This window comes from Aurantiacibacter rhizosphaerae, assembly GCF_009807005.1.
In the GTDB taxonomy this organism is placed as follows: Bacteria; Pseudomonadota; Alphaproteobacteria; order Sphingomonadales; family Sphingomonadaceae; genus Alteraurantiacibacter; species Alteraurantiacibacter rhizosphaerae.
In genome coordinates this window covers 371858-391171 of the sequence record NZ_WUBR01000001.1, presented here as the reverse complement: position 1 = coordinate 391171, position 19314 = coordinate 371858, and the positions used below count along the sequence as shown (strand labels likewise).

The window sequence follows — 19314 nt, the reverse complement described above, 5'->3', positions numbered from 1 at the left end:
GTGACGCCCGCGCCAATAGCATCTTGCGGACACGGTCTCTTGGTGGGAGAGATGCTGGCTATGAAACGCAAGCAATATGAAAAGCTGCTCGAACCGATCGAGCATGAACTGGTGGCCATGGCGCGCTGGGCCAAAACCACCGGGGAGCGGATCTGCGTGTTGTTCGAAGGGCGCGACACGGCGGGCAAAGGCGGCACGATCAAGGCGATCAGTGCGCGCATCAATCCGCGCCAGTGCCGCGTCGTCGCCCTGCCCAAGCCCAGCGATGTGGAGCAGACCCAATGGTATTTTCAACGCTATGTTCCGCACCTGCCCGCCGCGGGTGAAATCGTGCTGTTCGATCGCAGCTGGTATAATCGCGCGGGCGTGGAAAAGGTGATGGGCTTCGCCAGCCAGGATCAGGTGGACAAGTTCCTGCGCGAAGTGCCGACATTTGAAAAGCTGCTGGTGAACGATGGCATACGGCTGTTCAAATACTGGCTGTCCGCCAGCCAGGAAGCGCAGGAAGAACGCTTTGCAGAGCGGTTGGAAGACCCGTTGAAGCGCTGGAAACTCTCTCCCATCGATATCAAGGCGCGCACGCTTTACGAGGAATACAGCAAGGCGAGAGAGACGATGTTCGCAGCCACGCACACCGATCATGCGCCATGGATCGTGGTGGATTACAACGATCAGAAGCACGGCCGCCTCACCCTGATGCGTGACCTGCTGGATCGTCTTCCCAACTTTGATGTCCCGCATGAGGACCTGGACTGGCCAGAGCTTGGCCATGCCCCGCTGGAGGAGGATTTCGGCAAGCTTCGCCCGATCGCACCCTTCCCGCTGGAAGATTGAGGCGCTGGGCAAGGTTATTTCCTTCCGCCGCAGATCCAGAAACCGGCAGTCCCGAAAGACGGGGTGGCGCAGGATCCTGGGCAACGTCAGGCCGTGGCTGGTTCTTGCAATCGTAGCCGCCGCCATCGTCTTCGTGCAGCGATCGGGCTGGATCAAGCCGCGGTTTGAGGGGGCGCAGGATGTTGCTCTCGCCTTTCCGCTGTGTTCCGCATCCGGTTATGCGTCCAGCTGCGTTGTGGACGGTGACACCATTCGCATCGGTGAGCGGCGCATCCGCCTGACGGGGTTCGATGCGCCGGAGATGGACGGGGCATGCCCTGCCGAAAGCGCGGCCGCCGTTCGGGCGCAGGCAGAACTGGTACGCTGGCTCGCGATCGGCCCGTTTCAGCTGGATGGCGGGGCCGATCCCCCGCGCGACAAATACGGGCGAGAGCTTCGCGCTGCGCGTCGGCTGGCGCCTTCGGGAGAAATGCAGCTGTTGTCCGAGCACATGATATCCGCGCAGCTTGCGCAGGGCGATTATTGGGACGAGGGGTGGAGTGATGACTGGGGCCGTGGCCGTATTGAATGGTGTTAGTTACGCAAGAGGCTGACAGGATTAAGTAAATGCTAGGATATAGTTTCTAATACCCTAAGTGATTGTCCGGATATTCTTCCGGTCGCAAGCAGGATGCTGGAAATGGCCGCCGAAGAGAACGGACCAGACATCGGGGGACGCCGCTTGGGTGATCGACGCCAGACACAGGTGCCGATCGACTTTCCCGACAGGCGCAAAGGCGAACGGCGCAGCGGGGTTGACCGCCGCGCCAGCCCGCGCATCTAAGCCCGGTTTATACGCCAGAATTTAGGCCAGAAATTACGCCTGCCCTTGGTCCGCCAGTGCAGGCTCGTTCACCTTGGCTGCGGGCAGGGTGGCGCGCAGCAGCAGATAGCCTGCCACCGCCGCCACCAGCGAACCTGACAGCACGCCGATCTTCACCGCGTCCACCTGCGCCGGATCAGCGAAGGCGAGGTTGCCGATAAACAGGCTCATGGTAAAGCCGATACCGGCCAGCAGCGACAGCGCATGCACCTGCCTCCAGCCCACGCCTTCGGGCAGGCGCGCCATGCCGGATTTCACCGCCATCCAGGCAAAGCCCACGATGCCAAGCTGCTTGCCAATCAGCAGGCCTGCCGCAATGCCCAGCGGCAGCGGCGCGAACAGCGTATCCAGACCCACGCCCGCCAGCGATACGCCGGCATTGGCAAAGCCGAACACGGGGATCACCAGGAAGGCGACATAGGGGTGCAGCGCATGCTCCATGCGTTCCAGCGGGGTTTCGCCATTCTTGCCCGCAATCGGCACGCACATCGCCGCGGCCACACCGGCCAGCGTGGCATGCACGCCGGATTTCAGCACGAATACCCACAGCACGATGCCCAGCAGGACATAGGGAATGCTGGATGCAACCTTGGCCCGCCCGAATGCGCCCAGCACCAGCAGGGTGACGGCCGCGCCCAGCAGCATGTTCACATCGGTTTCAGCGGTATAGAACAGCGCGATAATGGTGATGGCGCCGATATCGTCTATCACCGCAACCGCCAGCAGCAGCGCCTTCAGCGCCACCGGCACGCGCGGGCCCAGCAGCGTGAGGATACCCAGCGCAAAGGCGATGTCCGTCGCCGCAGGAATGGCCCAGCCCGCCATGTTCTCCGGCGTGCCGAGGTTGAATGCTATGTAAAGGGCGGCCGGCAATGCCATGCCGCCAATCGCCGCCATCAGCGGCAGGGATGCCTTGTTCCAGCTGTTGAGCTGGCCCACCAGCGCCTCCCGCTTTACCTCCAGCCCGACGAGGAAGAAGAACACCGCCATCAGCCCGTCGTTGATCCACAGCAGCAACGGCTTGTCGATAATGCCCGATCCGATGCCCGCCACCACCGGCACATCCAGCGCGGCGAAATAGGCGCTGGCGAAGGGCGAATTGGCAATCACGAGCGCCAAAGCAGCGGCGGCGATCAGGGTCATGCCGCCGGCGCTTTCCTTCTGCAGGAAATCGCGCATGGCGGGGCCGATTGCGTTGATGACCGGGCGTACGGGGTTGATGGCGATCATGGAGTAACTCTTGGGCAAAAGGTCATTTGCAAAGGACGGGCCGGGGTCAATGGAGGGGAAATGCCGACCCGCCCTTTGGCAGGACGCCCTTTGACAGGGCGCCCCTTAGCTGAGCACCGCAGTCGCTATGCGCGCTGGGGCTGGTTCATCGCCAGGCGCGCAATGCGGGCCAGCAGGTCTTTCACGCGCAGCTTGCGCCGCTTCAACGCCATGACCTTGAACTGGTCCGGCGCGCGGCGGTTCACCTCGCGGCGCAGGGCCGTGTCCAGCTTCGCGTGGAGCTCTGTGAGTTTGTAGTAACGGGCCTTCATCCTTGATCTCCCAACAGGGTTAGAGGGTGATCGGACGGCCGATAACGTTTCTGCCGGGGAGTTTTGCTTGGGGGGAGAAAATGCCCCGTCAAAACACGCATCGGCTGTCCGATGCGGTCCGACATCACGAGGGCAAATGAGCACTCGCCAGAGGGGCCCGGTCCGCATCTTTGATAATGTGTATCATCGCAGATGGTTTCAAGGAAAATCGGATTTTTTCTGCCAAAGGTTCTGGATGCTTTGCTGACAGGAGGGCGCGGGCTCAGCACATACCCCTTCCGCAATTCGCCGGCAGGGTCCACACAATGCTGATGAAAACATCCCTGCTTGCTTTCGCCCTCGCCGCCCCGCTCCTTACCGCCTGTGCCACCATGCCGCAGGCACCCGCCCTGCCCGCTTCACAGGAGGCGTTCTGGGACAATCTCTCCAGCCATTGCGGCAACACCTACAGGGGCGCGCTTGCCAGTTCGGATGAGCGGGATGCGGATTTTGCCGGGCTCGCCATGCTGGCCCACTGGGCCGAATGCAGCGACACGCGCATCGCGATTGCCTTTCACGTGGAAAGCGGAATGGCAAACACCATGGACGATCCGATATGGGATCGCAGCCGCACCTGGGTGGTGACGCGAACGGCAGATGGCCTGCGCCTGAAACACGATCACCGCCACGAAGACGGCAGCGAGGACGTGGTGACGCAATATGGCGGAGACACACTGTCCACCGGAACCGCGCGCGTGCAGGATTTCCCCGTCGACGCATACTCGCGTCTCATGTTCGAGCGGGAGGGACTGGACGTCTCCCTCACCAATGTGTGGCGGATGGAAGTAACCCCGGCAGACGCGCCGGGCGCGATGTTTGCCTACCAGCTAACCCGCCGCAACGACCCGACGCGATTGTTCCGGGTGGAGTTCGATGCTGGCAATCCGGTGGATGAGTCGCCTGGTGCGTGGGGGTGGTGAGATTGCGCGCGCGAGAGTGCTCAGTTAATCATGACGCGAATAACTCCTATTCGATACTTGGTTCGGGAAGACCTTGCAAAAGTTTAGAAATTAGCACGCGCTTGCCAGCGGAAGATGAGTAGCTGCCCGCAGCACCCCCCTTAGGTGCTGTCAACCAGAAATCCGCTCCTTTTACCACGTCGGCCTCTTTATTTTCGCCTTCGAGATCATCGAACATATCTGCGAGAATTGGACCGTAGTTAGTATCGTCAAAGAGTTGGTCGCCGTTACTTCTTATAATTTCTATTACTTCTGGAAGTATCTCGTGCATCGCCCACACGCCGATACCTTTCAGTAAAGTGTAATCGTCGGGCTTCACGAACGGCTCCTTGATGGCAGACCTGATTCCACGCCAATATGTTTCGAGTAGCTCGAATTTTTTCTCGCGAGAGAGGTTTTTTATGAATGGATAAGTTAGAAATTTTCGGAGAGACGTAACAAACGATGCACTGGGGATTGTGGTGCCATTTTTTGGCTCGTTCGCTAGCTGAATCCGTCGACGCCAAATATCTGAGTCATCCGCCATCATTTCGGTCAGGGATTGGGCCTCTACTTTCCAATCTTGGCCCGATTCGATTAGACCTGTCATCACCAAACCATCGTGATCTGCTCGCTGTTTCAGAAGATCGTAAGCAAGGTCTGTTTTGACTGACTTGGCGGTAGAGTTCACAATGTAAAACTGCTCAAGCTCCACGAATTTCGTGGCCCCAAGCATCATTACGAATTGTATCTTGAAATTTCCATAGCGCTCTGGATCTTCGTGATACAGGTGCTTGAGGGCGGTCAGTCTATGCTGTCCATCGACTACTGAGAAATCACCAGAGTATTTTTGAAGATCTAGTTCAGCACAACTATTCCCTTGACGATCTTGATAAGCGATTTCCCACGTTGGATGTGGAGCGTTCAAGAGAACGGCTGTGGGAATGTCGACGCGACCCTTCCGGATTTCCATCATGAGCTTTGCGATACGACTGTGAGCCGGCTTGCGTTGGTAACCCTCTTTGGTGCGAGCGTCTCTCCACGGCGTCCGGATACGGTCATGAATTTCTCGAAACTTCAGAGCCCCCACGATCGTTTGGGTGCCCGACGATAAGGTCTGACCCTTAACAACCGACAATACCGACATGATCGTCTTCCCATCTCTATGAGTATGTGCTAGCCATACGGCCCCGTTGTGGTTCCAAGCTACGGTTTTGGTGACCGTTGCTTCCGTGCAGATCCGACAACAGGGCCTACGCCAACCGTTTGGACCGGGTGACGCTTAGGCGTTGACCAAGGCGCTCATCGCCTTGGTCAACTTAGCATTTACCATACATTGAGATCTAAATTCCAGATCTTATTTCGAGATCCACACTCGGCTGGTCGCGTTTTTAATTCATGCTGCCGTCCTACTCCGCCGCAACACTCCCGGCATCGCCCTTCGGCGTAGCAACTTCACCGAACATATCCGGCCCCATGTCCTCGGCGACTTCCTCGTTGGCGGCCTTGGCTTTCTGGCGCTTGTCGAAGCTGGACCAGACGTCCTGCCATTTGCCCTTGGTGGCGCCCTTGGAATATTCGGTGGCGCGGGTTTCGAAGAAGTTGGCGTGCTCCACCCCGTTCAGCAGCGGCGTGAGCCACGGCAGCGGGTGATCCTCGATCATGTACATCGCGGGCAGGCCCAGCTGCGACAGGCGCCAGTCGGCGATGTAGCGGATGTAGCGCTTGATTTCCTTGGCCGTCATGCCGGGCACGGGGCCCTGCTCGAACGCCAGATCGATGAAGGCATCTTCCAGGCGCACCGTCTTCTGGCACATGTCCATGATGTCTTCCTTCACCGCCTTCGTCAGGCAGTCGCGTTCCTTGGTGAAGGCGTGGAAGAGGCGGGTGATGCCTTCGCAATGCAGCGATTCATCGCGCACGGACCATGATACGATCTGCCCCATGCCCTTCATCTTGTTGAAGCGCGGGAAGTTCATCAGCATGGCGAAGCTGGCGAACAGCTGCAGCCCTTCGGTAAAGCCGCCGAACATGGCCAGCGTGCGGGCGATATCTTCGTCACTGTCGACGCCGAACTGGTCAAGGTAATCGACCTTGGCCTTCATCTCCTCGTATTCCAGGAACATGCCGTATTCGCTTTCGGGCATGCCAATGGTGTCGAGCAGGTGGGAATAGGCGGCGATGTGCACCGTTTCCATGTTGGAGAACGCGGCCAGCATCATCTTCACCTCGGTCGGCTTGAACACGCGGCCATATTTTTCGTGGTAGCAATCCTGCACCTCGATATCGGCTTGGGTGAAGAAGCGGAAGATCTGCGTGAGCAGGTTACGCTCATGATCGGTCAGGTTCTGCGCCCAGTCGCGGCAGTCCTCTCCCAGGGGAACTTCCTCCGGCATCCAGTGCACCTGCTGCTGCCGCTTCCAGAACTCATAGGCCCATGGGTATTCAAAGGGCTTGTAGGTCTTGCGGGCTTCGAGCAACGACATCTGGTATCTCCGGTTTCTGGCGCGAACGTCCTACATAGTGAATCATGCGGGTGATTCGATAGCAAGGGCGCAGTTTGTTTCGTGGATAAATCCGCTATCCCGCCTGCCCTGCTGAGTCGGGGCGGATCGGCATTGCCTGCCAAGACTTAACTGCGGTGAGTCAGCACTTTCCGGACGCGACAACATATTGATCGCGCGGCAGGAACATCACCGCCGCGCCATCCGTTGATCGGGCACAAGCACCTTGAAAAATGCGGAGTTTATGATGACCGACCAGACAGGAAATGACCGATACGCAGGCACGCGCCCAGCGCGCCAGTCGCAGGAACAGGCCCCCATGGTTGCGGGCGACATGATGGAAGAGCGCAAGCAGGCAGGCGTGCAGATGGATCAGCAGCCGACCCGCGAAGACCAGGAAAGCCGCCGCAAACAGGCTGGCGAACAGTCTGACAAGGGCTTTGGCTATGGCGCGCAGGATGGCGAGGAAATGGCCGATGCGCCCGATGCCAGCGAACGCGGATATGGCGGCGCGGCGAAGGAACGCGAAGAAAAGCTGGACGACAGCGAGTAAGACGCCGCCGCGGCGGCGCGGACTAGTTGCCGTCCTTGTTGAACCGGCGTGACAGCTCCAGCCCGATCAGGATTGGCGTGGCCCACAGCCATGTCAGCAAAGCAGCCTCCCGCCAGCCGCCGCCGTCTTCGGGCAGGCGCATGGAGCAGCCGTAAACTTCCAGCAGATTGTCCGGCGTGCAGGTGGATGGCCAGTAGGCTCCGGCGTAAAGATAGATGCCCAGCCCTATCCAGGCGATCTGCGAAACATACAGCACGAAATACCGCGAGAACTTGATCTCGCCATATCCATGGTGATCCTGATATCGTTTTCTTCCGCCGCTGGTCATGGCCAGTGCTGTAACCTGCCAATGGTTAAGATCATCTCACCAAAACCACAGGGCGCCAATTGGGACGCGGTATGCATTTCCCATATTTTCAGTGACTTGCCTGAATTGACCTATTGAAGTTTTCGCGGCGACTTCGTTCAGCTTTTGCTTGCAAGTCCTTTGCACCGCAAGGCATGCGCCGGTGATGCACACCACCAATCGGCTGTCACCATATCTGAAACGCATTGGATTGCAGGCACCTGTGCAAGTCGATCCCACCGGCCTTGCGCGGATCCAGTCCGCCCATCGCCAGTCCATCCCGTTCGAAAATTTCGACATTCCGCTGGGCCGCGGGGTCACCTGCGATAGTGACGCGGTTTTTGCGAAACTGGTGGAGGCCCGGCGCGGCGGCTTCTGTTTTGAACACAACCGCCTGCTGGCTGACATGCTGACGGACGCAGGGTTCACCAACCGCATCCTGCTGGCCCGCGTGTTGCTGGGCGATCCGCCCGCCCCTACGGCGCGCGCGCATTGCCTGCTGCTGGTGGAATTTGGTGATGAGCGATGGATTTGCGACGCCGGTTTCGGCGGCTCCTACGCCCCGCCCATGCGCCTGCGCGATGGGGAGCGCGCGCAGACGGGTGATGGCGCGCACCACCGCCTCAGCCGCATCGGGCAGGATGGCGATCTGCCGGGCGCCTGGCTGCTGGAACGGATGGGCCCGAAGCTCGCCACCGATGGCCGCGTGAACAGCGATGATCAGTGGGAAAAGCAATATGCCTTTGACCTAATGCCGGTGGCGCAGGCGGACCTTGCGCTGGGCTGCCACTGGTCCGCCACTCACGAAGGATCGCGCTTCACCAATCTGACTGTCGCCAGCATCTGCCTGCCCGATGGCTTTGCCAGCCTGGTGGACCGCCAGCTTACCGTGTGGCGCAAGAGTGCGCCGATGGACCGGCGATCACTCGATACGCCTCAGGCCTATGGCGATGCATTGGCGAGCGTCTTCGGCATATCGCTGAATACCGCCGACATCGCCCGCCTGCCGCTGTTCTAGCTGACGGCGCTTTCTCGGCTCGTGGTCATCCGCAGCAGCCGCAGCTAGTTCTGACCGAGCAGCAGCAGGGTTGTCGAAAGCATCAGCAGAGCGGCGATCAGCAGGAAGTACTTGCCGCGTTGCTCCGCCGAAGCGCGCATCACCTTGATCGACAGGAAGATGACGACAACGCCGATGGCGATGATGGAAATTGACCATATTGACATTGCCAGCCTCTCCCCCGTTCAACGCCTGCCTACTGGCAGGCGAGACACTCGTCATAATCCGTCGTCGGTAGCTCGTACTTCGCCGGTTCGCCGGTGTTGTCCGCTTCCACGCCGCCCGCAAAGCCTGCGCGCTGCACGCTCTTTGAGCGCAGGTAGTAGAGCGACTTGATGCCCTTTTCCCATGCCTGGAAGTGCAGCATCGCAAGGTCCCACTTGTCGACATCGGCGGGGATGAACAGGTTCAGCGACTGCGCCTGATCGATGAAGGGCGAACGGTCTGCCGCGAATTCCAGCAGCCAGCGCTGATCGATCTCGAAGCTGGTCTTGAAGGTGGCCTTCTCCTCCGGCGTCAGGAAATCGAGGTGCTGGACGCTGCCGCCCTTCTCCAGGATCGAGTTCCAGATATTGGTGGAATTCTTCGATTTCTTGTCGAGGATCTTTTCGAGGTACGGGTTCTTCACCACGAAGCTGCCGGACAGCGTCTTGTGGGTGTAGATATTCGCCGGGATCGGCTCGATACAGGCGCTGGTGCCGCCGCAGATGATGCTGATCGACGCGGTGGGCGCGATCGCCATCTTGCAGCTGAACCGCTCCATTGCGCCCATGTCTTCCGCATCGGGGCAAGGCCCGCGCTCATGCGCCAGCATCATCGATGCCTCGTTCGCCTTGGCGTTGATGTGCTTGAACATCTTCAGGTTCCACACCTTCGCCATCGGGCTTTCGAAGCCGATGCTTTTGGACTGCAGGAAGGAGTGGAAGCCCATCACGCCCATGCCGACGCTGCGTTCGCGCATGGCGGAATACTTGGCGCGGGCCATCTCTTCGGGCGCGCGCTCGATGTAATCCTGCAGCACATTGTCGAGGAAGCGCATCACGTCCTCGATAAAGGTCTTGTCGCCGTTCCACTCGTCCCACTTCTCAAGGTTGAGGGAGGAGAGGCAGCATACCGCCGTGCGATCGTTGCCGAGGTGATCGATCCCCGTCGGCAGGGTGATTTCGCTGCACAGGTTGGAGGTGGAAACCTTCAGGCCCAGGTCCCGGTGATGTTTTGGCATCATGCGGTTTACCGTGTCGGAAAACACGATGTAGGGCTCACCCGTGGCCAGGCGCGTTTCGACCAGCTTCTGGAACAGGGAGCGGGCATCCACTTCGCCGCGAACGCTGCCGTCCTTCGGGGATTTCAGCTGGAACTTCTCGCCCGCGCGAACCGCCTCCATGAAGGCATCGGTCAGCAGCACGCCGTGATGCAGGTTCAGCGCCTTGCGGTTGAAGTCGCCGCTGGGCTTGCGGATTTCGAGGAATTCCTCGATTTCCGGGTGATGCACGTCGATGTAGCAGGCGGCAGAACCGCGGCGCAGCGACCCTTGCGAGATCGCCAGCGTCAGGCTGTCCATCACCCGCACGAAGGGGATGATGCCGCTGGTCTTGCCGTTCAGGCCAACAGGCTCACCAATGCCGCGCACATTGCCCCAATAGGTGCCGATGCCGCCGCCCTTGGATGCCAGCCACACGTTCTCGTTCCAGGTGCCGACGATGCCATCGAGGCTGTCGGACACGGAGTTGAGATAGCAGGAGATCGGCAGGCCGCGACCGGTGCCGCCGTTGGAGAGCACCGGCGTTGCGGGCATGAACCACAGGTTGGAGATGTAATCGTACAGGCGCTGCGCATGCTCCTGATCATCGGCATAGGCATCGGCCACGCGGGCGAACAGATCCTGATATGTCTCGTTGGGCAGCAGGTAGCGATCGGTCAGCGTTTCCTTGCCGAATTCGGTCAGGTTGGCATCGCGCGCGGGATCGGTGGTGATGGTGAAACGGCGCGCGTTCACCGTCTTTGAATCGATCTGCGGCTTCAGGGCAGCCTTGGTGGCCTCGGCCAGCGCAGTCGCTGCCGCTTCACTCACCAGTTCTTCGCTACCCATGTCACTCTTTTCCATGCTTACCGCTTTCTTGTCGGAAGGATTCTTCGTCTTGTCCGGTGCCTGCTTTGCCAGTCCGGTATCGTTTTCGTCCGCATTATGCTCGTCCAGCGCCATTGCCGCGTCGTCTCCGTTCCGAAATTCCATCTGACCCTAATCCCCGTTTGCCAGGCCAATCGGCACCGTCGCGATGCCCCTGACCCCCTGTTCGTCCCGCATGAGCCGATTCGAAGCCGGCAAGCTGCCAGCACAGTCGAACACATGCATGGGCGGGTGATTACTTATCCCCCGCCGCACCTTCTGGAAGCTGGCCATTCGCGCCCACAAAACCGAATCGGAGTCCGTGTCGCGAAACGTGTCGCGCACCTCCGTAAATCTAGGTCTAGTAGGTCCCAATGGCAAGGCGACCACAACCCCTTGTGAATCACGCCGTGCCCACACGCAAGAGTGTTAAGACCGATTTACCGCCGCCCGCAACCCAATCGCAGGGTGTGTGGTGCCAACAATACGGCGCGACGCGTGGTCGATCCTCGACTCGCGATGAGTGCAAGAGGCAAAATCAATCTGCGGAAAAAAAGCTGTCGGACTGCGGCACGGCGACTCAATCGAATCACGATGTGAAATAATGCGTCGGCATGGCTCACTTGACCTTGCCGGGCAATAGCGGCGATAGCGCTCATGCTGCAACGCGGCACCACCAGGGTCTGCAAGAACGGGAGTTCATTCATGATCGCAATGTTCAAGGCGATACCATTCGGCATCTTTCTGACCTTGCTGGTGGCGCTGTTCATCGGATCGGGCGGATCGACGGGCGGCGTGCTGGAGGTGTTCCATTTCAACGTGGTGATGCCTGAAATCGGCATCGACGCGACCGTTTACTGGAGCTGGCGACTGTTCCTGGCCGCCACCGGGCTGGCCTTTGCCCTGCTGCTGATGATGGATTGATCAGCCAGGCACAGGTTCGGAGTCAGGCCCCGGGCCCAGGGTCTTAAGGCACCAGCACCGTGTCCTTCACCTCGTCATCGGTCTGTGGGTAATCCAGCGTATAGTGCAGTCCGCGGCTTTCGTGCCGGCGCAGCCCGCTCTGCACGATCAGATCTGCGCACTGATGCAGGTTGCGCAGCTCGATAAGGTCCGTGGTGACGCGGAAATTGCCGTAATAATCCTCGATCTCGCTGGCCAGCAGGTCAATCCGGTTCTTGGCTCGCTCAAGCCGCTTGGTGGTGCGCACAATGCCGACATAGTTCCACATCATCCGGCGGATCTCGGTCCAGTTCTGCTTGATCACCACTTCCTCGTCAGAATCGGTGACGCGGCTTTCATCCCATTCGCGGATGGCGGGCGGCGCTTCGAACCCGTCCCAATGCGCCAGGATGTCGCGCGCAGCGGCCTCGCCGAAAACAAAGCATTCCAGCAAGGAATTGGAGGCCAGGCGGTTGGCACCGTGAAGCCCGCTTTCGGTGCATTCGCCAGCCGCATAGAGGCCGGGCAGATCGGTGCGGCCATGAAGATCTATCATCACGCCGCCACAGGTATAATGCTGCGCGGGCACCACCGGGATGGGGCCTGTCGTCATGTCGATGCCCAGCCCCAGCAGCTTTTCATGGATGGTGGGGAAATGCTCTTTCACGAATTCCGGCGGTTCGTGGCTGATATCCAGATGCACGTAATCAAGGCCAAAGCGCTTGATCTGATCGTCGATGGCGCGGGCCACCACGTCACGCGGGGCCAGCTCCATGCGCTCCGCATCGTAATCTTCCATGAAGCGGTGGCCGGTTTCGGGATGGAACAGGCGCCCGCCCTCTCCGCGCACGGCCTCTGTAATCAGGAAGTTCTTGACCTCCAGATTATACAGGCACGTGGGATGAAACTGCATCATCTCCATGTTGGAAACGCGCGCGCCCGCACGCCACGCCATGGCGATGCCATCGCCCGTGGCACCGCGCGGCGCGGTGGAGAACTGGTAAACCCGGCCCGCACCGCCTGCCGCCATGATCGTGGCGCGCGCCGTATAGGCCTCCACCTTGCCGGTGGCCGTATCCAGCGCATAGGCGCCCCATACCCGGCCGCTGCCTGAATATTTCGCCTCGTGCCGCCCGGTGATAAGGTCGATACAGCTTCGATCGGGCAGCAGGGTGATGTTGGGATTTTCCTCCGCCGCTTTCAGCAAGGCTGCCTGCACCGCCCACCCCGTGGCATCGTCCACGTGGACGATGCGGCGATGCGAATGCCCGCCTTCGCGGGTAAGGTGAAGATCACCGCTTTCACGGTTGAACGGCACACCCAGTTCACACAGGCGGTCTATCGCGGCAGGGGCGCGCTCGATCACGAACTCCACGGCCTCGCGATCGTTCAGGCCGGCGCCCGCCACCATCGTATCGCGGATGTGGTCTTCAAACGTGTCACCTGCATCCAGCACGGCGGCGATTCCGCCCTGCGCCCACGCGGTGGAGCCGCTGGTCAGCTTGCCCTTGGCCAGCACCAGCACCTTGCGCTGGGTTGCCAGCGTCAGCGCCGCCGTCAGTCCGGCAGCGCCGGAACCGATGACAAGCACATCGAATTGGGTCGAATTTTCGTTCATCACGCCACCCCTTGCCCGCTGTCCCGCGCCGTCGCAAGACTGTAACTCGCCAATCGTACGCTAGCGGACTTATCAAGCCTGATTGCATGATCCGCTTCGCTAGCGTATGCTGCACCGCAACACGATAAGGGACGGATGTTTGAGTTGAACTGTCATCGAAACGGGGGGTTTCGCATGCTGTCGCAAGTCTTGTGTTTTTTCAATCGCCATGAACCGCCGGGAAGGCGCGCCGATTGGGACGGCGAGACCTTCGTCAGCCGCTGCGCCCATTGCCACGCACCGATCAGGCGGGTGGGCAAACACAAATGGCGTGCAGATTCAGCGCAGTAGCCAGGCCGGATCACGACGCCGTCGAGTGTCTGCCGCTCTGCAAAGAGCCATCGGCCACCTTCGCATCGCGGCGCCGCGCAAGGCGCCTGATACCGTGGGTGAGCGGCTGTTCCACCCAGAGGTGAATCGCGATACCAACCAAGGTCGACACCAGCATGAGCCATGCGAATCCCAGCAATCCCGGCAGCGCGGGCAATACCAGCATCACGCCCACCTGCATCACCATGATGTGCGACAGGTAGATGGCGTAGGACGCATCGCCCAACAGCATGGGCATGCGCCATTCGGGCAGCCTGCCATCGAAAGAGCGGGCGGCCATCACGATCATCATCACCGGCAAGAATTGCGCGATCCAGATATTGCTGGCCAGCTCCCCTGCAAAGGCGAGCATGCCGAGACCAACCGGCAGGAACACCGCCGGCAGCCGCAAGCCAAGGCGCGCAATGGCCATGCCGCCAACGAACAGCACCAGGAATGGATGAGCCAGCCGCTGAAGCTGGGGCGGATAGATCTCAAGCGGGGCAAGCGCCAGAATCAGCGCGAAAAACGCCCCCACGCACCACAGGCGGGCGCGGGACGGGATCATCAGGGAAGCGGCGAAGACCGCGTAGAAGAACATCTCGAAATTCAATGTCCAACCCGGTTCCAGAACCGGATCGCTGATCGCGCCCGTCACCGGATCGCGATAGAAGACGAAGGCGAAGGAGTGCAGCAGTCGCGCGATATCCCAGTTCGCGATCATCGCTGCCCATGCCAGGGTGATGACGCAATATAGCGGCGCAATCCGGACCGCGCGTTTGACCAGGAATTCGCGTGGCGTCATGTCCCGGCCTTGCGTGGAAGCCACCATCACGAAGCCGGAAATGACGAAGAAAAGCGCCACGCCGTAGCCCAGCCAGACGAACTGCGTGCGATCCGATATCGGCACATGCGCATAAACGATGCAGTGCCGCGCAACCACCATCAGCGCGGCGATCGCGCGGAGATAGTGGATCGAGAGGTAGAGTTCGCCGCGCGACTGCATCACGGCGATTTGCCATCGTCATCTGAAAAAAACGTATACGAACCAATGGCTCAGCGCGTTACGCCTTGGCTTTCGCCTCGTCATTGGCGACCGTCAGTTGCACGAACACATCTTCCAGATCCGCCTCGCGGGTGGAGATGTCCTCTATCACGAAGCCCTGTTGCTGAACCGTGGCCAGCACCTGTCCTGCGGTCATTTCGCTCTTGTCGAAGGTGATCTCGATCAGCCGTTCGCCCACTTTCTCGCATTTGTGGAAGCGGGGGTCCGTGGGCAAGGCGCCGATATCGGCATCCACCGTGACGGCCACGATCTTCTCCCCCATCATACCGACGAGTTCGCGCGTGGGCTTGTTGGCGATCAGTTCACCGTGGTTGATGATGGCGATCTGCTCGCACAGCTCTTCCGCCTCTTCCAGGTAATGCGTGGTCAGCACCACGGTCACCCCCTCGGCGTTAAGTTCGTTCACCAGTTCCCACAATTGCTTGCGCAGTTCCACGTCCACGCCAGCCGTGGGTTCATCCAGCACCAGGATGGGCGGGGAATGCACCATCGCCTTGGCGATCAGCAGCCGCCGCTTCATGCCGCCGGACAATGTGCGGGCATAGGCGTTGCGCTTGTCTTCCAGCCGCACCGCTTTCAGCAATTCTTCGGACCGGCGCAGCGCCTTTGCAATGCCGTAGAAACCGCCCTGGTTTTCCAGCACCTCGAACGGGGTGAAGAACGGGTCGAACACGATTTCCTGCGGGACGATGCCGATATTCAGCTTTGCGTTGCGATGATCCGTATCGATATCATGGCCCCAGATCTTCACCTGGCCGCCAGTCTTGTTCACCAGCCCGGCCATGATGTTGATCAGCGTGGATTTGCCCGCGCCATTGGGGCCAAGCAGGCCGAAAACGCTGCCTTCGGGCACGTCGAAGCTTACGCCCTTCAGCGCCTTTTTGGGCGGCGCGTCGCCAGACCCGGCATATTCCTTAACGAGGTCGCGGATTTCGATTGCTGCTTCGGCCATGGCAGCAGCCCTTAGGGGCTTTTCGATCCTCTCGTAAAGCGATAGGAGCGCATGCATCATGGATCACACACCACAAACCACTCCCGAGACCACCCTGGTCGATACCGCCCGCGTCTGGTGCGATGGCGCCGGTGACATTCGCGGCGGCGAGAACTATCTGCCCGCCAGCCTGGGTCATCCGCGCGTCTACATGCAGATCGACGAGAAGGGCTATGTCGATTGCGGCTATTGCGACCGGCGCTTCATCCTGGCAGGCGGCGTGGCGGATACAGGCGATGTGCCCGATGTGGCAAAGCCCGATGGTGCGGGCGCCTGAGGCAGCAACCAGCGCCGGAACAAAGCGCGGTCATTGTCGGTTCATCGTGGCAGGTGTAAAACGTCGCCTATAAGGAGACGCTTGATGATGAAGACCCTTGGTATCTCTGCCGCAGTCGCCGCAGTGGCACTGGCCACTCCCGCACTGGCACAGGATCGCGAAACGCGCGCTGAAACCGCATTTGCAGAACTGGTTGAAGGCCGCACGGCCGGAGAACCAACGAACTGCATCAGCACGTTCAGCTCGAACGATCTGCGCGTGGAAGAGTATGTTGGCCTGGTCTACGAACGTGGTGACACGATCTGGGTGGCCCGCACAACTAACCCGCGCAATCTCGATCGCTGGGATGTGCCGGTGATCCAGCGCTACAGCTCGCGCCTGTGCACCAATGACGTGACCCGCACGATCGACAGGTCGTCCGGCATGTTCAGCGGCGTGTTGTTCCTCGACGATTTCGTTCCGTACACGCTGGACGAAGACGCCGAAGGCTGATCGGTACGGTGGCGCTGGCTTATAGGCCCTGGGCCGCCGACCTGCTGCACTTCTGGTTTCACGAACTGAGCCCCCGTGATTGGTGGAACGGTTCTGAAGAAATCGATGCAAAAATTGAAAAGCGCTTCCGGCCCTGGCTGGAGGCGCTTTATCTTTGTCCGCCCGGCAGCTTCCTGTCCGATCCGCAATTGGCGCTGGCCGCAGTGCTGTTGTTCGATCAGGTGCCGCGCAACAGTTTCCGCGACGATCCGCGCGCATTCGCCACAGATCCGCTGGCGCGCGCCATCACCCACGGCGCGCTGCATCGTGGATATCTGGCAATGCTGCGAAGGGAGCAGCGCCAGTTCCTCGTCATGCCGCTGATGCATAGTGAGGATATGGCGGACCACCGTATCAGCCTGCGCCTTTTCACATGGATCAACGGCGGCGCCAACCTGCCATTTGCCCGCAGCCATGCGCGCATGATTGCGCGGTTTGGCCGTTATCCGCACCGTAACAAGGTGCTGGGCCGCACATCGTCCGCGGCAGAAAAGCGCGCTGTTGAGGCGGGCTTTGCCTGGTAGCTACTTTGGCTTCACCAGCTTTGCCGGGCGCGATTTCTGCGCATCGGCAAACAGGCCGTAGGTGCGGTTGACGTAATTGGACACGTCGATGATCGAATTGAGATAGCTGTCCAGATCTTCCGTCATTTCCTGTTCCACCAGCCGCACGCGCGCGCCGGGATTCTCGGTTTCGAAATGCACGTAGAACCACGGTTCCCCGCGGGTCAGCTTCAGCGGTTTGGAAATGTCATACCATTCGAACGCCCAGGCCAGCGGGCGCGGCCAGATATGCACGGGATAACGCCCGCCCATCTGCACGCCGGGGCGCGGCTGCGGGAACCAGTGCAGATGCGGCGCTGTCTGCACCACCCAGCACGGCTCATCCGCCACGAACACGTAAGGTGCGGTGAACTGGATGATGGGGCGATCCGGGTGCCGCCATTCGCTGCTGGGCTGCACGATGAACAGGTTGGCGCGGCCTTGCGGGCGCATGGCGGATTTTTCGCCATTGTTATCCACCAGTTGCAGCTGCCCCTGCGCATTGCGGGCAAAGGCCAGTTCCAGATCCACCGGGCACGGAATGACGAAATGCCGACGGTCAAAATCGATGGCGGCGGGGCACGCCTGGATGGACTTGGCGCTGGCAGCCTTGGCATCGGATCGGCTGAATGCCTTGGGCGGCGCCCAGATCGCGCCTCCCTTCACATCCCATTTCACTGTCCAGCCGACCGTCAAAGTGCGCGATTTGCCGCGCCCCTCGGCCTCTGTCGCTCCGGCATCCTCAGCGAAGTAATCGTCCCAGCTCATTCGTCTTCCTTGGCCAATGCGGCATAATATTCGCAAAGATCGTGCACCGGGCAGATATCACATTGCGGAGCACGTGCGCGGCAGATCCGTTTGCCGAACTGGATTAGCCAGAAGTGGCCATCGCGCATAGCCCAGTCTGGCGAGCGCGCCTCCAGCTGCTGCGCCGTCTTGTCTGCCGTCTTCGCCTGCGTCAGCCCGATGCGATTGCACACGCGGTGCACATGCGTATCCACCGCGATCACATCCTTGCCGAAGGTAAAGCTCAGCACGATGTCGGCGCATTTGCGGCCGATGCCCGGCAGGCCCAGCAAGCCCTCTCGCGTATCGGGCACCACCCCGCCATGCTGCCCCAGCAAGGCCTCGCAGAACTTGCGGATGTTGCGCGCCTTCATGTTGTAAAGCCCGCACGGCTTGATCGCCCGCGCAATCTCCTCGTCAGAAAGCGCCAGCATATCCTCCGGCGTGGTGGCCAGCGCGAACAGAGCCTTGGTCGCTGCCGCCGTATTCCGGTCCAGCGATTGGGCGGACAGCATGCAGGAAATGCACGAACGGAAGGCATCGGGCTGTCCCTTCGGACCTTTTGCACCCGGCGTGCGCCCCGGCATGGCCTGTGACAGACGGAGGTAGACTTCCTCGACTTCGGGCAAACTAAGCATGAGCAATCAGCGCGTGGGCACGATGGCGGTTCCGGTGTCGCAATCGCCCAGTATCGGGCAAGCATCGCAATGGGGCCGGGACGGGCGGCAGTGCACCTGGCCCAAACGCTTCACCAGCAGGTGATGCTCGTCAATATCGGCGGCAGTCCACTCTTCCGGCAGCAGCGGCATCAGCGCGGAATAGGCCCGCGCTGTATCCGCGCGCGGCGGCACCAGGCCGGCACGCTGCATCACGCGGCGATGATGCCCGTCGATCACCAGCTGGCGGCGGGCAAAGATGCTGGTGTTCATCACGCCAGCTGCAATCTTTCGCCCAACGCCCGGCAAAGCCTCCAGCCATTCCATCGCGGCATCATCGGGCAGGTTGGAAAGATGGCGCATGTCCACCGCGCCGCGTTCCTCCATGATGGCCAGCAGGCAGGCTTTCAGCCGTTCTGCTGCCACCGATGGGAAGGTCTGGTTGCCCAGCATCTCCAGCAGCAGCGCAGGATCCGCCCGTGCCACCTCTTCCCACGATCCGAACCGCGCCAGCAGCGCATCGGTGGAGGCGTTGGAGATGGGCGTTTTCGTCTGCGCGCCGATCACGCCCTGCACCAATGTCCACACCGGATCGCGGCGCTTGTCATGCCCGCGCTCGATCCGTCCGAAGGCGCGGATCAGCGCGGCATGAATGCGCTCCAGCTGAAGGGTGCGCGGTTCCGGGCCGAGGGGCAGTTGCATCGCCCCCGCCTGCCACTGCGCGGGCAGATTTGCCAGCCCGGCTTTTCACCCCTGCTTGACTTGCAAGGGGGCCC

At 60.6% G+C, this 19314-nt stretch carries 23 protein-coding genes; 9 read left to right on the top strand and 14 right to left on the bottom strand.

Annotated elements, in window-relative coordinates; translation table 11 throughout:
* Positions 1-51: 51 nt before the first annotated feature.
* Both ppk2 and GRF63_RS01855 read left to right on the top strand, forming a co-directional pair.
* Positions 52-834: a polyphosphate kinase 2 gene (gene ppk2 / locus GRF63_RS01860; RefSeq protein WP_160484315.1), complete on the top strand. Its 783-nt coding sequence runs from the start codon at positions 52-54 to the stop codon at positions 832-834.
* Positions 835-967: 133 nt separating this feature from the next.
* On the top strand, positions 968-1411 hold the full coding sequence (locus GRF63_RS01855; protein ID WP_160484314.1) for a thermonuclease family protein: 444 nt from the start codon (positions 968-970) through the stop codon (positions 1409-1411).
* Between the two features lie 279 nt (positions 1412-1690).
* Here the strand turns inward: GRF63_RS01855 and nhaA are convergent, their stop codons facing one another.
* Both nhaA and GRF63_RS01845 read right to left on the bottom strand, forming a co-directional pair.
* Entirely contained in the window at positions 1691-2926 is a 1236-nt protein-coding gene (gene nhaA, locus GRF63_RS01850) for a Na+/H+ antiporter NhaA (protein ID WP_160484313.1), read from the bottom strand.
* A gap of 125 nt (positions 2927-3051) precedes the next feature.
* Positions 3052-3237, bottom strand: a complete 186-nt coding sequence (locus GRF63_RS01845) for an HP1242/YdcH family protein (protein WP_160484312.1) — start codon at positions 3235-3237, stop codon at positions 3052-3054.
* 311 nt (positions 3238-3548) lie between these two features.
* Here GRF63_RS01845 and GRF63_RS01840 point away from each other — a divergent pair, with 311 nt between their 5' ends.
* The gene (locus tag GRF63_RS01840) at positions 3549-4196 is read left to right on the top strand and encodes a hypothetical protein (RefSeq protein WP_160484311.1); all 648 of its coding nucleotides are present in this window, start codon (positions 3549-3551) and stop codon (positions 4194-4196) included.
* A gap of 46 nt (positions 4197-4242) precedes the next feature.
* On the opposite strand, the gene GRF63_RS01835 is transcribed toward GRF63_RS01840, so the two are convergent.
* The gene (locus tag GRF63_RS01835) at positions 4243-5361 is read right to left on the bottom strand and encodes a DGQHR domain-containing protein (RefSeq protein WP_160484310.1); all 1119 of its coding nucleotides are present in this window, start codon (positions 5359-5361) and stop codon (positions 4243-4245) included.
* Positions 5362-5623: 262 nt separating this feature from the next.
* Positions 5624-6700, bottom strand: coding sequence for a ribonucleotide-diphosphate reductase subunit beta (locus GRF63_RS01830; RefSeq protein WP_160484309.1), 1077 nt, complete (start codon positions 6698-6700; stop codon positions 5624-5626).
* A gap of 265 nt (positions 6701-6965) precedes the next feature.
* On the opposite strand from GRF63_RS01830, the gene GRF63_RS01825 reads away from it, so the two are divergent.
* A complete protein-coding gene (locus GRF63_RS01825; protein WP_160484308.1) occupies positions 6966-7271 on the top strand; it encodes a hypothetical protein in 306 nt (101 codons plus the stop codon).
* Positions 7272-7293: 22 nt separating this feature from the next.
* Here GRF63_RS01825 and GRF63_RS01820 read toward each other — a convergent pair whose 3' ends face one another.
* Entirely contained in the window at positions 7294-7599 is a 306-nt protein-coding gene (locus GRF63_RS01820; RefSeq protein ID WP_160484307.1) for a hypothetical protein, read from the bottom strand.
* Between the two features lie 184 nt (positions 7600-7783).
* On the opposite strand from GRF63_RS01820, the gene GRF63_RS01815 reads away from it, so the two are divergent.
* Positions 7784-8635 (top strand): arylamine N-acetyltransferase family protein, encoded by an 852-nt coding sequence (locus GRF63_RS01815; protein WP_160484306.1) that lies wholly within the window; start codon positions 7784-7786, stop codon positions 8633-8635.
* Positions 8636-8679: 44 nt separating this feature from the next.
* On the opposite strand, the gene GRF63_RS01810 is transcribed toward GRF63_RS01815, so the two are convergent.
* The 3 genes from GRF63_RS01810 to GRF63_RS01800 form a co-directional block, all read right to left on the bottom strand.
* A complete protein-coding gene (locus GRF63_RS01810) occupies positions 8680-8841 on the bottom strand; it encodes a hypothetical protein (protein ID WP_160484305.1) in 162 nt (53 codons plus the stop codon).
* Positions 8842-8870: 29 nt separating this feature from the next.
* Complete coding sequence (locus tag GRF63_RS01805; RefSeq protein WP_160484304.1) at positions 8871-10907, bottom strand: ribonucleoside-diphosphate reductase subunit alpha; 2037 nt, start codon at positions 10905-10907, stop codon at positions 8871-8873.
* 314 nt (positions 10908-11221) lie between these two features.
* Complete coding sequence (locus GRF63_RS01800; RefSeq protein ID WP_160484303.1) at positions 11222-11488, bottom strand: hypothetical protein; 267 nt, start codon at positions 11486-11488, stop codon at positions 11222-11224.
* Here GRF63_RS01800 and GRF63_RS01795 point away from each other — a divergent pair.
* Positions 11487-11705, top strand: a complete 219-nt coding sequence (locus tag GRF63_RS01795) for a hypothetical protein (protein ID WP_237392251.1) — start codon at positions 11487-11489, stop codon at positions 11703-11705. The two genes, GRF63_RS01800 and GRF63_RS01795, sit on opposite strands and share 2 nt — an antisense overlap.
* 43 nt (positions 11706-11748) lie before the next feature.
* Here GRF63_RS01795 and nadB read toward each other — a convergent pair whose 3' ends face one another.
* From nadB to GRF63_RS01780, 3 genes are all read right to left on the bottom strand, one after another.
* Complete coding sequence (nadB, locus tag GRF63_RS01790) at positions 11749-13341, bottom strand: L-aspartate oxidase (protein ID WP_160484302.1); 1593 nt, start codon at positions 13339-13341, stop codon at positions 11749-11751.
* A 340-nt stretch (positions 13342-13681) separates the two neighbouring features.
* The gene (locus tag GRF63_RS01785) at positions 13682-14695 is read right to left on the bottom strand and encodes an acyltransferase family protein (protein WP_237392333.1); all 1014 of its coding nucleotides are present in this window, start codon (positions 14693-14695) and stop codon (positions 13682-13684) included.
* Between the two features lie 58 nt (positions 14696-14753).
* On the bottom strand, positions 14754-15707 hold the full coding sequence (locus GRF63_RS01780) for an ABC transporter ATP-binding protein (protein WP_160484300.1): 954 nt from the start codon (positions 15705-15707) through the stop codon (positions 14754-14756).
* Positions 15708-15765: 58 nt separating this feature from the next.
* Between GRF63_RS01780 and GRF63_RS01775 the strand changes: the two genes are divergently transcribed.
* The 3 genes from GRF63_RS01775 (at position 15766) to GRF63_RS01765 (ending at position 17078) form a co-directional block, all read left to right on the top strand.
* Positions 15766-16023: a zinc-finger domain-containing protein gene (locus GRF63_RS01775; RefSeq protein ID WP_160484299.1), complete on the top strand. Its 258-nt coding sequence runs from the start codon at positions 15766-15768 to the stop codon at positions 16021-16023.
* An 84-nt stretch (positions 16024-16107) separates the two neighbouring features.
* Entirely contained in the window at positions 16108-16515 is a 408-nt protein-coding gene (locus GRF63_RS01770) for a hypothetical protein (RefSeq protein WP_160484298.1), read from the top strand.
* Positions 16516-16523: 8 nt separating this feature from the next.
* A complete protein-coding gene (locus GRF63_RS01765; RefSeq protein WP_160484297.1) occupies positions 16524-17078 on the top strand; it encodes a DUF924 family protein in 555 nt (184 codons plus the stop codon).
* Here the strand turns inward: GRF63_RS01765 and GRF63_RS01760 are convergent, their stop codons facing one another.
* From GRF63_RS01760 to GRF63_RS01750, 3 genes are read right to left on the bottom strand one after another with little or no spacing between them, the layout of a single operon-like run.
* Positions 17079-17864 (bottom strand): hypothetical protein, encoded by a 786-nt coding sequence (locus tag GRF63_RS01760; protein ID WP_160484296.1) that lies wholly within the window; start codon positions 17862-17864, stop codon positions 17079-17081. It abuts the gene before it with no gap.
* On the bottom strand, positions 17861-18520 hold the full coding sequence (locus GRF63_RS01755) for an endonuclease III domain-containing protein (RefSeq protein WP_160484295.1): 660 nt from the start codon (positions 18518-18520) through the stop codon (positions 17861-17863). Before GRF63_RS01755 ends, GRF63_RS01760 begins: the two co-directional genes overlap by 4 nt.
* A gap of 6 nt (positions 18521-18526) precedes the next feature.
* Positions 18527-19240, bottom strand: coding sequence for an endonuclease III domain-containing protein (locus GRF63_RS01750; protein ID WP_160484294.1), 714 nt, complete (start codon positions 19238-19240; stop codon positions 18527-18529).
* Positions 19241-19314: the final 74 nt, after the last annotated feature.

What these genes read in the sequence shown, in the direction of transcription:
- ppk2 (WP_160484315.1), top strand. Translation starts at nt 52, where the DNA reads ATGCTGGCTATGAAACGCAAGCAATATGAAAAGCTGCTCGAACCGATC.
- nhaA (WP_160484313.1), bottom strand. Translation starts at nt 2,926, where the DNA reads ATGATCGCCATCAACCCCGTACGCCCGGTCATCAACGCAATCGGCCCC.
- GRF63_RS01845 (WP_160484312.1), bottom strand. Translation starts at nt 3,237, where the DNA reads ATGAAGGCCCGTTACTACAAACTCACAGAGCTCCACGCGAAGCTGGAC.
- GRF63_RS01840 (WP_160484311.1), top strand. Translation starts at nt 3,549, where the DNA reads ATGAAAACATCCCTGCTTGCTTTCGCCCTCGCCGCCCCGCTCCTTACC.
- GRF63_RS01835 (WP_160484310.1), bottom strand. Translation starts at nt 5,361, where the DNA reads ATGTCGGTATTGTCGGTTGTTAAGGGTCAGACCTTATCGTCGGGCACC.
- GRF63_RS01830 (WP_160484309.1), bottom strand. Translation starts at nt 6,700, where the DNA reads ATGTCGTTGCTCGAAGCCCGCAAGACCTACAAGCCCTTTGAATACCCA.
- GRF63_RS01825 (WP_160484308.1), top strand. Translation starts at nt 6,966, where the DNA reads ATGACCGACCAGACAGGAAATGACCGATACGCAGGCACGCGCCCAGCG.
- GRF63_RS01820 (WP_160484307.1), bottom strand. Translation starts at nt 7,599, where the DNA reads ATGACCAGCGGCGGAAGAAAACGATATCAGGATCACCATGGATATGGC.
- GRF63_RS01815 (WP_160484306.1), top strand. Translation starts at nt 7,784, where the DNA reads ATGCACACCACCAATCGGCTGTCACCATATCTGAAACGCATTGGATTG.
- GRF63_RS01810 (WP_160484305.1), bottom strand. Translation starts at nt 8,841, where the DNA reads ATGTCAATATGGTCAATTTCCATCATCGCCATCGGCGTTGTCGTCATC.
- GRF63_RS01805 (WP_160484304.1), bottom strand. Translation starts at nt 10,907, where the DNA reads ATGGAATTTCGGAACGGAGACGACGCGGCAATGGCGCTGGACGAGCAT.
- GRF63_RS01795 (WP_237392251.1), top strand. Translation starts at nt 11,487, where the DNA reads ATGATCGCAATGTTCAAGGCGATACCATTCGGCATCTTTCTGACCTTG.
- GRF63_RS01800 (WP_160484303.1), bottom strand. Translation starts at nt 11,488, where the DNA reads ATGAATGAACTCCCGTTCTTGCAGACCCTGGTGGTGCCGCGTTGCAGC.
- nadB (WP_160484302.1), bottom strand. Translation starts at nt 13,341, where the DNA reads ATGAACGAAAATTCGACCCAATTCGATGTGCTTGTCATCGGTTCCGGC.
- GRF63_RS01785 (WP_237392333.1), bottom strand. Translation starts at nt 14,695, where the DNA reads ATGCAGTCGCGCGGCGAACTCTACCTCTCGATCCACTATCTCCGCGCG.
- GRF63_RS01780 (WP_160484300.1), bottom strand. Translation starts at nt 15,707, where the DNA reads ATGGCCGAAGCAGCAATCGAAATCCGCGACCTCGTTAAGGAATATGCC.
- GRF63_RS01775 (WP_160484299.1), top strand. Translation starts at nt 15,766, where the DNA reads ATGGATCACACACCACAAACCACTCCCGAGACCACCCTGGTCGATACC.
- GRF63_RS01770 (WP_160484298.1), top strand. Translation starts at nt 16,108, where the DNA reads ATGATGAAGACCCTTGGTATCTCTGCCGCAGTCGCCGCAGTGGCACTG.
- GRF63_RS01760 (WP_160484296.1), bottom strand. Translation starts at nt 17,864, where the DNA reads ATGAGCTGGGACGATTACTTCGCTGAGGATGCCGGAGCGACAGAGGCC.
- GRF63_RS01755 (WP_160484295.1), bottom strand. Translation starts at nt 18,520, where the DNA reads ATGCTTAGTTTGCCCGAAGTCGAGGAAGTCTACCTCCGTCTGTCACAG.
- GRF63_RS01750 (WP_160484294.1), bottom strand. Translation starts at nt 19,240, where the DNA reads ATGCAACTGCCCCTCGGCCCGGAACCGCGCACCCTTCAGCTGGAGCGC.